This is a genomic window from Dyella subtropica, assembly GCF_026283965.1.
Classification (GTDB): Bacteria; Pseudomonadota; Gammaproteobacteria; order Xanthomonadales; family Rhodanobacteraceae; genus Dyella_D; species Dyella_D subtropica.
The window spans coordinates 171,632-183,931 of sequence record NZ_JAPDPD010000006.1 but is presented as its reverse complement, the minus strand read 5'-3'; the positions used below and the strand labels follow the sequence as shown (position 1 = coordinate 183,931).

At 64.7% G+C, this 12,300-nt stretch carries 9 protein-coding genes; 6 read left to right on the top strand and 3 right to left on the bottom strand.

Going from position 1 to position 12,300, the window contains the following annotated elements:
* Window positions 1-3: 3 nt before the first annotated feature.
* Both OUZ45_RS07170 and OUZ45_RS07165 read right to left on the bottom strand, forming a co-directional pair.
* Window positions 4-633 (bottom strand): thymidine kinase, encoded by a 630-nt coding sequence (locus OUZ45_RS07170; RefSeq protein ID WP_266169253.1) that lies wholly within the window; start codon window positions 631-633, stop codon window positions 4-6.
* A gap of 54 nt (window positions 634-687) precedes the next feature.
* Window positions 688-2,028, bottom strand: a complete 1,341-nt coding sequence (locus OUZ45_RS07165; protein WP_266169252.1) for an NAD(P)/FAD-dependent oxidoreductase — start codon at window positions 2,026-2,028, stop codon at window positions 688-690.
* Between the two features lie 267 nt (window positions 2,029-2,295).
* Here OUZ45_RS07165 and OUZ45_RS07160 point away from each other — a divergent pair, with 267 nt between their 5' ends.
* From OUZ45_RS07160 to OUZ45_RS07150, 3 genes are read left to right on the top strand one after another with little or no spacing between them, the layout of a single operon-like run.
* Window positions 2,296-4,278 (top strand): UvrD-helicase domain-containing protein, encoded by a 1,983-nt coding sequence (locus tag OUZ45_RS07160; RefSeq protein WP_266169251.1) that lies wholly within the window; start codon window positions 2,296-2,298, stop codon window positions 4,276-4,278.
* Between the two features lie 23 nt (window positions 4,279-4,301).
* A complete protein-coding gene (gene bluB / locus OUZ45_RS07155; RefSeq protein ID WP_266169250.1) occupies window positions 4,302-5,015 on the top strand; it encodes a 5,6-dimethylbenzimidazole synthase in 714 nt (237 codons plus the stop codon).
* Window positions 5,016-5,070: 55 nt separating this feature from the next.
* On the top strand, window positions 5,071-5,997 hold the full coding sequence (locus OUZ45_RS07150; RefSeq protein ID WP_266169249.1) for a hypothetical protein: 927 nt from the start codon (window positions 5,071-5,073) through the stop codon (window positions 5,995-5,997).
* Between the two features lie 7 nt (window positions 5,998-6,004).
* Here OUZ45_RS07150 and OUZ45_RS07145 read toward each other — a convergent pair whose 3' ends face one another.
* Window positions 6,005-7,036, bottom strand: a complete 1,032-nt coding sequence (locus OUZ45_RS07145) for an AI-2E family transporter (protein ID WP_266169248.1) — start codon at window positions 7,034-7,036, stop codon at window positions 6,005-6,007.
* A gap of 161 nt (window positions 7,037-7,197) precedes the next feature.
* Between OUZ45_RS07145 and OUZ45_RS07140 the strand changes: the two genes are divergently transcribed.
* The 3 genes from OUZ45_RS07140 (at window position 7,198) to plsB (ending at window position 12,293) form a co-directional block, all read left to right on the top strand.
* Window positions 7,198-8,094 carry a 5'-nucleotidase, lipoprotein e(P4) family gene (locus OUZ45_RS07140; RefSeq protein WP_266169247.1) on the top strand — a complete coding sequence of 299 codons (897 nt, stop codon included), beginning with the start codon at window positions 7,198-7,200 and terminating at the stop codon, window positions 8,092-8,094.
* A gap of 550 nt (window positions 8,095-8,644) precedes the next feature.
* On the top strand, window positions 8,645-9,628 hold the full coding sequence (locus OUZ45_RS07135) for an RAD23 family protein (RefSeq protein ID WP_266169246.1): 984 nt from the start codon (window positions 8,645-8,647) through the stop codon (window positions 9,626-9,628).
* Between the two features lie 22 nt (window positions 9,629-9,650).
* The gene (plsB, locus tag OUZ45_RS07130) at window positions 9,651-12,293 is read left to right on the top strand and encodes a glycerol-3-phosphate 1-O-acyltransferase PlsB (RefSeq protein WP_266169245.1); all 2,643 of its coding nucleotides are present in this window, start codon (window positions 9,651-9,653) and stop codon (window positions 12,291-12,293) included.
* Window positions 12,294-12,300: the final 7 nt, after the last annotated feature.

The following is a 12,300-nucleotide window of genomic DNA, read 5'->3' as shown; positions in this document are numbered from 1 at the left end:
TGCTCAGTGTTCGCCCAACGGCAAGACAGTTTGCTGCAGCTCGATGCGGCCGCGCCCTTCGGTAATGTGCTTGAACTCGGCGCGGCTCACCGAGACATAGCGGTCGTTGCCGCCGATCTCAACCTGCGGGCCCTCAGTGACAGCCCGCCCCTGTGCATCCACGCGCACCACCATGGTGGCCTTGCGGCCGGTGTGGCAGATGGTCTTGATCTCTTCCAGGTTGTCGGCCCAGGCCAGCAGATACTTGCTGCCCTCGAACAACTCGCCCCGAAAATCGGTGCGCAGACCAAAGGCCAGCACCGGGACATTCAGCCGGTCGACCACGTCGCTGATCTGCCACACCTGCGCCTTGGTGAGGAATTGCGCCTCATCCACAAACACGCAATGCAGCGGGCCGCGTTCGGCGATGTCGGCTTCGATCAGGGCGAGCAGGTTTTCCTCGCCGCTGAAGCGACGCGCATTCGCCTTCAAGCCAATGCGCGAAGCCACCACACCCTCACCGAAACGGTTGTCCAGCGCGGGCGTTAGGATCACCGTGCGCATGCCGCGCTCGTGATAGTTGTAGGCGCTCTGCAGCAGCGTGGTGGTCTTGCCGGCATTCATTGCCGAGTAATAGAAATAGAGCTTGGCCATGGTCGTTCTCTCGGCGGGGCGACGATGTTACTCGGTTCGCTTTGCCCAAGGCTTTCATGCCTTGTCGAGCGGCGTGTTACCACCCGTAAAGTCGGCCTGCGCCTGGCGTAACCGGTATTTGCGTTCACTGTTCCAGCGCCGCCAGTCGCGCAAGGCGCATATCGCATAGACCAGCCGGAACGCCTGGATGCGGCTCCATACCTTGAACGAGTCGAACACGTCCCCGGCCAGCATGGAGATCACCCCCTGCTCGATCTGCCAGGTATTGCGCGGCGAGCGGAACATCTGGCTCATCACCGGCCCATTGAAGCGGTAGATGAAGAAGGCGAAACGGCGCATGCCGCGACGCTGGCGGCGCTCCAGCCGGCGCAGCAGGCCGACCTCGCGTCGCGGTTCGCGCAGCGACTGGTCGACCACAGCCACCGCCTGCTCGGCACCGCTCATGGCCAGGTACACGCCGGAAGAAAACACCGGGTCGAGAAAGGCGAACGCATCGCCGATCAGCACCCAGCCCGGCCCACCCATGCAGCTGGAGTCATAGGAGTAGTTGCCGGTGACACGTATTTCGTTGTCGATCAGCTCAGCCTGTTCGATGCGCTTCCAAAGATCGGCATTCTTGCGCAGCGTGTCGAGCAGGAACTCGACCGTGCGGCTTTTGCGCTGCTTGAGGTACTCGGGACGGCACACCGCCCCCACGCTCATCACGCCGTCGGGCAGCGGGATCATCCACATCCAGCCGTGTTCGAAGCGGTAAATGCTGATGTTGCCGGCATCCTCGCCCATGCGGCACTCGGCGCCACGGAAGTGACCGAAAATGGCCGCGCTCTGATGTTCGTCGTTCTTGCGCTTGAGCTTCTTCTTCGACGACAGAAAGGCATCCCGCCCGCTCGCATCGACCACGTAGCGCGCACGGATGCGGTAGCTCTCGCCAGCATCGGTCGCCACGTCGATCAGCGATTCGCGTGGACCGGCCTGAGCGACCTGCTTCACCTCGTGCCCTTCGCGCGCATCCGCGCCGCATTCGCGCGCGTGGTCGTAGAGCATCTTGTCGAAATCCTGCCGCCACACCTGGTAGGCGTGCGGCGGGCTGTTGCCGATGGCGCGCGCGAAGGCATAGGTGTTGTAGCCGCGCTCGTTGTCCGCCTCGAAATCCGCGCCAGGCTTGAATACGCCGATCGCGCGAACCTTGTCCATCACGCCGAGCCGCTCGAACAGTGGCAGATTCATGGGCAGCAGCGACTCGCCGATGTGAAAGCGCGGGTGGCGGTCTTTCTCCAGCGCGATCACCTTGTAGCCCTTGCGCGTCAGCATGGCCGCAGCGGTGCTTCCGGCCGGGCCGCCGCCGATCACCACCACGTCGCATTCCTGTGCGACTTGGACCGTTCCTTCCGTCATGTCCTTCTCCATCAAGTGATCAAGCGCTGAAACTCCCCCCGGCGGGATTATGGCAGAGCCTGTCTGACGTCTCCGCGTGGCTCGCGTTGGGTCGCTGTGGGCGTCAGGTGGTGGGGCGTGGCTTGGCCTGGCTGGCCGCCAGGCCAAGCCGCGCGCCGACGCATGGCGCCCACAGCGACCCAACGCGAGTTACGCGGAGACATCAGACAGGCTCTTGTCGCCCGTCCTGCTACCATCGTGCACCGCACTTCACCGCACGCACGCTCCATGCTCAACCCCCAACAATTGGCCGCTGTCGAGCACTGCGACAGCCCTCTACTCGTGCTCGCTGGCGCCGGCTCCGGCAAGACCAGCGTGATCACGCAGAAGATCGCGTACCTGATCCAGCGCAGGAAGCTGTCGCCGTCGAAAATCGCCGCCATCACCTTCACCAACAAGGCGGCGAAGGAAATGCGCGAGCGTGTGGCCAAGCTGATCAGCACAGAGGATGCGGCGGCCCTCACCGTGTGCACCTTCCATGCGCTGGGGTTGAAGTTCCTGCAGATGGAGCATGAGCGCGCGGGGCTGCGCAAAGGCTTTTCCGTGCTGGACGCGGACGACAGCGAAAGCATCGTCAAGGAACTCGTACCCAAGGGCGCCAAGTCCGATGTGCTGTTCGGCATCCGCAACCTGCTCAGCCGCGCCAAGAACGCCGGCCTGTCGCCGGAGGAAGCTTCCGCCGCCGCGCGCAGCCCGAAAGAGCTGGACGCGGCGATGATCTACCAGCTCTACCAGCAGCGCCTGGCCGCCTTCAACGCGGTGGATTTCGACGACCTGATCCGCCTGCCGCTGCGTATCCTGGAAAGCGATGAGGAATGCCGCAACGCCTGGCGCGAGCGCCTGCGCTATCTGCTGGTCGACGAATACCAGGACACCAACGACGCGCAGTACCGGCTGCTCAAGGCGCTGACGGGCGACCGCGGCGGCTTTACCTGCGTGGGCGACGATGACCAGTCCATTTACGCCTGGCGCGGCGCCAACCCGGAAAACATCGACCAGCTCGGCAAGGACTGGCCCACCCTGCGCGTGATCAAGCTGGAGCAGAACTACCGCTGCGGCAAACGCATCCTGCGCGCGGCGAACAAGCTGATCGCCAACAACCCGCATCTGCACGAAAAGAAGCTGTGGAGCGAGCACCCGGAAGGGCCGCAGATCCGCGTACTGGAATGCAAGGAAAACGAGCACGAGGCCGAACGAGTCGCCGCCATCGCCACCACCCTGGCCGAGAAGCACAAGGCTCGTTGGCACGACATCGCCATCCTGTATCGCGGCAACTTCCAGGCGCGTCCGCTGGAAAAGGCGCTGCGTCTGGCGCGCATTCCTTATCACCTGACCGGCGCGCTCAGCTTCCTCGATCGCGCCGAGGTGAAGGACTTGCTGTGCTATCTGCGCCTGCTGACCAACCCCAGCGATGACGCGGCCTTCCTGCGCGTAGTGAACGTGCCCAAACGCGAGATCGGCGCGACCACGCTGGAGAAACTCGGCCAGATCGCGCAGACGCGCAACGCCTCCCTGCTCGACGCCGCGCGCAGCGACGCCGTGCTGCGCCAGCTCACGCCTCGCCCGGCCGCCGCGCTCGCGTCTTTCACCACCCTGCTGGATGAACTGCGCAGCGCTTCGCTGCACGAGAACGCCGCCGACCTGGTGGAAACCGTGCTCAAGCGCACCGGCTACGCCGCACAGATCGCCGCCAGCACCCCCGACCCCGCCATGCGCGAACGCCGCCTGGGCAATCTGCGCGAACTGGCCGAGTGGTTCCGCGCTATGCAGAAGGGCAACGGCAGCGCTGGCGATCTCGCCGCACAGCTGGCCCTGCTCAGCCACGCCGACCGCGACGAGCCCGGCAACGCAGTGCGCATGATGACCATGCACGCAGCCAAGGGCCTGGAGTTCCGCTTCGTTTTCATCGTGGGCTGCGAAGAAGGCACGCTGCCGCACGAAGGCGCCATGGACGAGGGCCGCATCGACGAAGAACGCCGCCTGATGTACGTGGGCATCACCCGCGCCAAGGAAATGCTCACGCTGTCATGGTCGTCCAAGACCAAGCGCTACGGCGAAGTGCACAGCAACCAACCCAGCCGCTTCCTGCACGAACTACCGCAGGACGATCTCCACTGGCAGGGCAAAGACCCGGAAGCAGACAAGGAGGTGGTGCGCGAAACCGCCGAATCGCATATGGCGAAGATCGCCGCGATGCTGGCCGGCAACTGACGCCTGCATCCGAAAACCCACGCATGAACAATCACGCATTTCCCGAGTCGCAGCGCGAGGGCCTGTATCGCGCCATTCACGAGCGCCGCGACGTGCGCTCGCAGTTCCTCCCCGATCCGATCGCGCCCGCAGTACTGGCGCGCCTGCTCCATGCGGCGCATCACGCACCCTCGGTAGGTTTCATGCAGCCGTGGGATTTCATCGTAATCGACCGGCTGGAAACCAAGCAGGCGATCAAGGCGCTCCATGATCGCGCCAACGCCGATGCTGCAGGCCACTACACGGACGAGCGCGCCGCGCTGTACCGACGACTGAAACTGGAAGGCATCGTCGACAGCCCGATCAACCTCTGCATCACCTGCGACCGCACGCGCGGCGGCCCGCACGTGCTGGGCCGCAACACCATGCTGGATGCTGACCTGTTCAGCACCTGCCTCGCCGTGCAGAACCTGTGGCTGGCGGCACGGGCCGAAGGTATCGGTGTGGGCTGGGTCAGCATTGTCGACCCGCTGGAACTGGCCGCCGTGCTGGGCCTGCCTTCGCATGTGGTGCCCGTCGCTTATCTCTGCCTGGGCCATGTCAGCGAATTTCTGCCTCGTCCCGAGCTGGAAACCGCAGGGTGGCGTTCGCGACTGCCACTGGATAGTTTGCTGCACGGCAACCGGTGGGACGAACCCTTGCAGGACACATCGCTGCAAGAGGCTTTGCTCGACATGGCCACCCACGTACCGCCCTGACCATTTATGTGTTCGGAGATCTCTCCGACACCCCCCTCACGCACAAGGACGTCCGATGAATCGCCCGCTCTCCCAACGCTCCTCGCTACCTTGGCTGGCAGCTGCCACCGCCATGCTGGTGACACTGCTGCAGCACGGCCCGTATCTGATCTCGTTGCTCACGCGGGCGAACACCGATGCCGACGAACCGGTAAGCCGTATCGCGACCTTGCTGCTGTCATTGAACAGCCAATGGCTGTCGATTGGAGGGCTCGCCTTCCTGATCGCGCAATGGCACGGCGAGCGTCGCCGCGAAGTGGCCTTCCGCCGGCCATGGCTGCTCTTGCTGCTGTTCGCCGGCGGACTGCTGCTGCGGGTCGTGATGATGGTGGCGTTGTATCAGTTAGTGCTGCTCAAGGTGATAGTCGACATGAATGACGCCAGCATGAGCGCGATGCTCATAACGTTCGTCAACCTGCCACTCGATGTGCTTGGCACCTGGCTCGCCTGGTGGGTCGCCACGCGACTGTGCCGCAAAGACGTCCTGGCCTTGCCGCCGTCACCCAGTCTGACCCTGCGTGCCGCCGGCCTCATGGCATGGATGCTCTACACCGTGCTGCTCATCGTGGCGTCACTGATCAAACCCGAAGCTGGCTCTGTTACCCCCGACGCGCCATGGACATGGCTGGCCATCCGCGTCGGATTGCTGGTGCCTGCGGCCCTCGCGTTCACCGGCGCCCTGATCGGCTTGCCGCGCGGCCTGTCCGCCGTGCGCGTTGGGCGACTGCTCGCCGCATCCACGGTAGCCATGGTCTGCAGCAGCCTGCTCTTCATCGGCGCGGGATTATCCGGCGCGCTTTTGGTTCCCGGCTGGAGCGACACCAGCATGATGGTGCTGCTCGGCCTGCTGGCCTTCGCACTGCTGCTGGGATGCCCGTTCTCCTACTGGCTATGGAGCCGCATCTTCTACGCCAGCGTGCGTCGTGCCGCGGCCAGTGCGTGAACTACGCTCAGATCAACTGCTCCGCTTCCAGCTCGCTCTTGAGGTAGGCGTAGTAAATCGGCGCCGCGATCAGGCCGGGTAGGCCGAAGGCGGCTTCCATCAACAGCATCGCGATCAGCAGTTCCCATGCGCGCGCGCGGATCTGCGTGCCGATGATGCGTGCGTTGAGGAAGTACTCCAGCTTGTGGATCAGGATCAGGAAGCCCAGCGCCGCCACGCCCACGCCAAGCGACACCGACAGGCCGGCGATGGTGATGGCGGTGTTGGAGATGAGGTTGCCGATCACCGGCAGCAGGCCGACGATGAAGGTGACCGCCACCAGCGTTTTGCCCAGCGGGAGATGGATGCCCGTCAGCGGCAGTACGCCGAGCAGGAAGATCGCGGTGAATACGGTGTTGATCAGCGAAATCTTGATCTGCGCGAACACGATGTTGTGAAACGCCTCGGCCAGACGCTGGCAGCGCTGGCTCATCGCCGAAGCCAGCGGCCCCACCTGGTGGGCCGGGCGAGCCCGGCTCAATGCCACGATGGCGCCGAGCACCATGCCGATGATGATGTGCACGAAGACGCGCGCGGTTTCCTTGCCCAGCGACTGCAGGCTCACCGAATGCTTGCGGGTCAGCTCCAGCGCCATCACCCGCAGATCGTCCACGCTGTCGGGCAGCCAGCCGACCACCGAGGACGGCAACTGCTGACGCGCCTTTTCCACCAGCGGCATCAACTGCTCCTGCCAGAGCAACTCGGGATTACCGATCTCTGTGCGAAAGAAACTGATCGCGCCGAGGATCAGCAGGGTAAGCAACCCCACCACGATGGTGCCAAGAAGGGCGACCACCAGCACGCGCGCGCGATCGCTCGGCACGCGCTTGCCCAGCAGCGGCGCCGTCGACTGCACCAGTTCGTACACCAGCAGTCCAGCTAGCAGCGCCGGCAGCAGATGCAGGTACAGCACCAGCAGCAGGGCGAGCGCCATCAGCACATAGGTGATGGCACGAACGATAGGACTGGGCTGGCGCGGTAGTGGCAGCGTGGATTCCATGAAATCTTGCGGCAGCGGAAGGAGTCCGCAGTCTGTCAGCAGCCCGTTGCAGCCGCCACCTTTTCGGCCCGGCCGTTCATTTGGCTACCCCCGAGCCTCGACATGCCTGTGTCGTAAACTTCCACGATTCGGCTGCCTTGCTCGATCTACAGGGACCCTCCATGACTGCACGCTTCTCGGCGACCCTCGCCGCACTCGTCCTGCTTGCCGGGTGCTCGACCACCACTTCGGTCAAGCCGACCGAGACACCCGTTCCGGCCGCCAAGGCCGCCGCTCCGGCGCCGGCCATCGCCGACGACAATCTCAACGCGGTGGCCTGGAGCCAGACCGCCATCGAGCACGACCTGATCTATCTGCAGACCTACCGCAACGCCCAGGCCCGCCTGTTGGCCGCCATGAAGGACAAGGATTGGGATGCCCTGGCCAAGGACGACCGCGTGGCGCCCGCCAAGGGCCTGAAGCCGGCCGTGGTGCTGGATATCGACGAGACCGTGCTGGACAACTCGCCCTATCAGGCCCGCCTGATCAAGAGCGGCGGCGAATTCAACGAAGCCGACTGGGCCGCCTGGTGCAAGGAGCAGAACGCCCGCGCGCTGCCCGGCGTGGTCGAGTTCACCCAGTTCGCCGCCAAACATGGCATCGCCGTCATCTATATCTCCAACCGCGCCAAAGACCTGGACGAAGCCACCCTCGCCAACCTGCGCAAAGCCGGCCTGCCGGTGTCGGGGCCGAAGGCCTTCCTCGGCTTGGGTACGTTTGTCCAGGATTGCGAGCAGATAGGCACCGAAAAGGGCTGCCGCCGCCAGCTGGTTAGCCGGCAATATCGTGTTTTGATGCAATTTGGCGACCAGATCGGCGATTTTGTGACTGTTATCGCCAACAACGCCGAAGGCCGCCAGAAAGCCATGGCGCCCTATCTGTCCTGGATCGGCAGCCGCTGGTTTGTGCTGCCCAACGCCACCTACGGCTCCTGGGAGCCAGCGCTGTTCCATAACGACTGGACGGCCCCACGCGAAGAGCGGCATCGCCTGAAGGTCAACGCATTGCGCATTGACTGATATATTAAAATCAATAAGTTATATAGCAAAATATAAAGTGTTGCCTTAGCTTTAAGGGAGCGGTTAAGATCGCTTCCGCCAACACCTGCTGACCTAGACATTCCGCGGGCAAGGCCATTTCCCTTCCGGCTCTGCCGGATTACCCCGCGAGGCCAACGCCCGCGGGGTTTTCTTTTTCTGGGGTAGCTGTCGACTCCTCCCTCACAAGTAGGAGAGCGGGTAGGTTGTCGCGAGCTTTTGGCCCCTCCCCTTGCTTGCAGGGGGAGGCCGGGAGGGGGTAAGCCCTTGGGAAAACCTCTCCTGAAACGCTTTCTCAAGTACCCACCCCTCCCCAACCCTCCCCTGCAAGCAAGGGAGGGGGCAGGCTGCTCCAAGCTTTTAGCTCTCCCACCTTGCTTGCAGGCGAGGGAATCAAGCCCCCATCCGAGGCGCAGCCGGCGATCCGGACGACCGGCCCTTGTTTCGCCGCAGCCGCCCCGCTTACGCTCGGCCGCTCACCGCACGCCTATCCCGCATGGCGTCTGCCGCCACCTACCGCGAGATCCGCCTCATGCGATCCACGCTCTTCCGTCACGCCCTGATCGGGTTCGTTGCGCTGCTGGCTCTGGCTGCCTGCCACAACAAGGAGCAGGAACAAGCCGCGCAGCCGGGTGGCGAGACGCCGGAAGCTGCCGTGCAGCAGTCGGTCACGCTGATCAAGACCGGCGACTTTGCCGGTTTCTGGAAGCACGCCCTGCCACCGGCCGACTACGCCACGCTGCGCACCGACTGGCCGCGTCAGCGCCCGGACCAGCGGCCACTGACCGACGAGGATCGCGCCGACTTCAATGCCAAGCTCAAGGAATTCACCGAGCCCGGCGCCGAAGACAAACTGTTCGCCCAGGCCAAGCCCAAGCTCACGCAGCTGCAACAGGAATACAACGACCAGCTGCCAGTGCTGATCGGCATCATGCAGGGCATCGCCCACGCCGGCATCCAGCAGAGCAAGGACATGAGCGCCGCCCAGAAGAAGCAGGCGGCCGACATCGTCAACGTGGTCGCTCCCTGGGCGCAGCAGGTGAACTGGTTCGATCAGGCCAAGGCCAAGCAGTCCATCGGCGTGCTCGTCTCCACCGCCCGCAAGCTCGACCTCAAGGGTGCCGACCAACTGCGCGCGATGGATTTCGACATCGCCATGCAGAAGTACCACATCGGCTTCCTTGGCTTGAAGGAGGTGCTGGGTATCTATGGCCTGTCGGTGGACGACACGCTGAACTCGGTCAAGGTCAGCACGCTGGAGAACGCCTACGGCTATGCCCACGTGAAGATCGACTACACCCTGCTGGGCAAGCCGATCAGCACCGAATCCACCCTGGTGCGACTGGACGACCGCTGGTACAGCGAGGACATGCTGCATAACGTGCGCGAGGCGCATGCGCGGTTGAACGAGCCGGCACCGGCGAGCAGCGCACCAACGCCGGCCACGAGCACCCCGGTGATGACAGTTCATGCACCTGCCCCCGCCAGCTCGGCCAGGCCACCGGCGAAGCGCTAGGCGCACCAAGTACAATGCGCGGATGCTGAATATGTCGACCGCGGAAACTCCCGCCCGCAGCCGCGCGCCATGGTGGTTCACCCTGGCCGGGCAACTGCTCGAACCCTGGCTGCGCCTCCGGCGCGACCCCGCCGAACCCGCCACCCTGCTGCAGACGGGCGCACCGGTCTGCTACGTGATCGAGCGCGACGGCTTCTCCGACGCACTGATCCTCGAACGCGCTTGCCGCGAAGCCGGCCTGCCCAGCCCCATGCAGCCGCTGGCCGGCACCCGCCGCAAGCGTTCGGTGTTCGCCCTGGCGCGCCGCGACGGCTGGCTGTTCGGCCGCAACCGGCATCGCGCGCCCAACGAACCACTGGGCCAGCTGGTGCGCTCGCTGGAAGGCGACTCAGCGCGCGACATCCAGATCGTGCCGGTCTCCATCTATGTCGGCCGCGCGCCCACGCGCGAGTCGGGCTGGTTCAGCGTGCTGTTCTCGGAAAACTGGGTGATGGTGGGCCGCTTCCGCCGTCTGCTCGCTCTGCTGCTCAACGGCCGCGACACCGTGGTGCATTTCTCCGCGCCGGTCTCGCTACGCACCGTATTGAACGAAGCCGGCGACATCCAGCCGGAGCGTTTTGTCCGCAAGATCGCCCGCGTGCTGCGCACCCACTTCCGGCGCATCCGTGCGGCGGTGATCGGGCCCGACCTGTCGCATCGCCGCACCATGGTCGACGCCGTGCTCAACGCCGAACCGGTGCGCGAAGCCATCGCCGCCACCGCCGCGAAGGAAAAGATCAGCCACGCCAAAGCCTGGCGTAACGCGCAGAAGCTGGTGTTGGAAATCGCCGCCGACTATTCGCACCCGGTGGTGCGCTCGGTGTCGTTCCTGCTCTCCAATTTCTGGAACAAGCTGTACGACGGCATCGCCATGCACCACTTCGACAAAGCCCGCGCCGCCGCGCCGGGCCACGAAGTGGTCTACGTGCCCTGCCACCGCAGCCATGCCGACTATCTGCTGCTGAGCTATCAGCTGCATGTGGCTGGCGTGGTGGTGCCGCATATCGCCGCCGGTGTGAATCTCAACCTGCCCGGCATCGGCCCTATCCTGCGTCGCGGCGGTGCGTTCTTCCTGCGCCGCACCTTCAAGGGCAATGCGCTGTATTCGGTGGTGTTCAACGAATACCTCGCGCAGCTGATCGACCGCGGCGTGCCGATCGAATACTTCATCGAAGGCGGCCGCTCCCGCACGGGCCGCCTGTTGGCGCCGCGCGCCGGCATGCTGGCGATGACCGTGCGCGCCTTCCTGCGCGCGCCGCGCCGCCCGGTGCTGTTCCAGCCGGTGTACATCGGCTACGAAAAGCTGATGGAGGGCAAGAGCTACGCGGGTGAACTCTCCGGCAAACCGAAGGAGAAGGAATCCCTGCTCGGCCTGCTGCGCGGCCTGAAAGTGCTGCGCCAGCGCTACGGCCACGTCGCGCTCAATTTCGGCGAGCCGATCGAACTGAACCCACTGCTCGACGCCGCCAGCGCCAACTGGCGCGAAACCGCCGCCCATCCGGATGCCAAGCCCGAGTGGCTCGGCAAGGTCGTCGACCAGCTGGCCGACAAGATCCAGATCAACATCAACCGCGCCGCCGACGTCAACCCAATCAACCTGCTCGCACTGGCCTTGCTGGCCACGCCCAAGCACGCGATGGCGGAAAACGACCTGCTCGCCCAGATCGAGCTGATGAAGGCGCTGCTGGAAGAGCTGCCCTATTCCGATCGCATGACGCTCACGCCAATGGACCCGGCCGGCATCATTGCCTACGGCGAGCAGATGGGCTGGATCCGCCGCGTGCGTCACCCGCTCGGCGACGTGCTGGTCACCGAGGGCGAGCAGGCGGTACTGCTCAGCTACTTCCGCAACAACGTGCTGCACCTCACCGCCACCGCGGCGTGGGTGGCCTGCTGCTTCCTCAACAATCGCCGCATGTCGCGCGCTTCGATATTGCGCCTGGGCAAAATCATCTACCCGTTCATCCAGGGCGAGCTGTTCCTGCCGTGGGATGCCGAGGGTTTCTGTGCACAGCTGCAGGCCACGGTCGATTTCTTCGTGCGCCGCGGCCTGCTCGAATCCAACGGCGAAGGCCGCCTGCTGGAACGCGGCCCCGGCCAGGACGATGCGGCTTATCAGCTCAAGGTGATCGCACGCAGCCTGATCCAGGCCTTCGAGCGCTACTACATCACCATCGCCGCGCTGGTGAAGAACGGCCCGCACACCCTCACCGCCGCCGAACTGGAAAACGCCTGCACGCTCACCGCGCAGCGCTTGGCCCTGCTCAACGAACTGTCGGCGCCGGAGTTCTTCGACAAGGCGCTATTCCGCGGCTTCATCCAGAAGCTGCGCGAGAGCCGCATCGTGTGGACCGACGAAGCCGGCAAGCTCGATTACGACAGCGCACTGGAAGTGATGGTGCGCGATGCGCGCGTCATCCTCGCTCGCGAAGTGCGCCACTCGATCCTCAAGATCACCCCGGGTGGCGACGGCGAGAAAGATGCAGCGCCAGCGGCAGCGCCCATGGAACCCGTCGCCACCACATCGGTGCCTGCTGACGCTTCCAGCGAGGACTTGCACGCACGCCACGTGGCGGCCGAGCACCAGGCACACGCACATCGGCCGCCGGGTCACGGCGACCGATGACGTAATC

What these genes read in the sequence shown, in the direction of transcription:
- OUZ45_RS07145 (WP_266169248.1), bottom strand. Translation starts at nt 7,036, where the DNA reads ATGGAATCCACGCTGCCACTACCGCGCCAGCCCAGTCCTATCGTTCGT.
- OUZ45_RS07150 (WP_266169249.1), top strand. Translation starts at nt 5,071, where the DNA reads ATGAATCGCCCGCTCTCCCAACGCTCCTCGCTACCTTGGCTGGCAGCT.
- OUZ45_RS07160 (WP_266169251.1), top strand. Translation starts at nt 2,296, where the DNA reads ATGCTCAACCCCCAACAATTGGCCGCTGTCGAGCACTGCGACAGCCCT.
- OUZ45_RS07135 (WP_266169246.1), top strand. Translation starts at nt 8,645, where the DNA reads ATGCGATCCACGCTCTTCCGTCACGCCCTGATCGGGTTCGTTGCGCTG.
- OUZ45_RS07170 (WP_266169253.1), bottom strand. Translation starts at nt 633, where the DNA reads ATGGCCAAGCTCTATTTCTATTACTCGGCAATGAATGCCGGCAAGACC.
- bluB (WP_266169250.1), top strand. Translation starts at nt 4,302, where the DNA reads ATGAACAATCACGCATTTCCCGAGTCGCAGCGCGAGGGCCTGTATCGC.
- plsB (WP_266169245.1), top strand. Translation starts at nt 9,651, where the DNA reads ATGCTGAATATGTCGACCGCGGAAACTCCCGCCCGCAGCCGCGCGCCA.
- OUZ45_RS07165 (WP_266169252.1), bottom strand. Translation starts at nt 2,028, where the DNA reads ATGACGGAAGGAACGGTCCAAGTCGCACAGGAATGCGACGTGGTGGTG.
- OUZ45_RS07140 (WP_266169247.1), top strand. Translation starts at nt 7,198, where the DNA reads ATGACTGCACGCTTCTCGGCGACCCTCGCCGCACTCGTCCTGCTTGCC.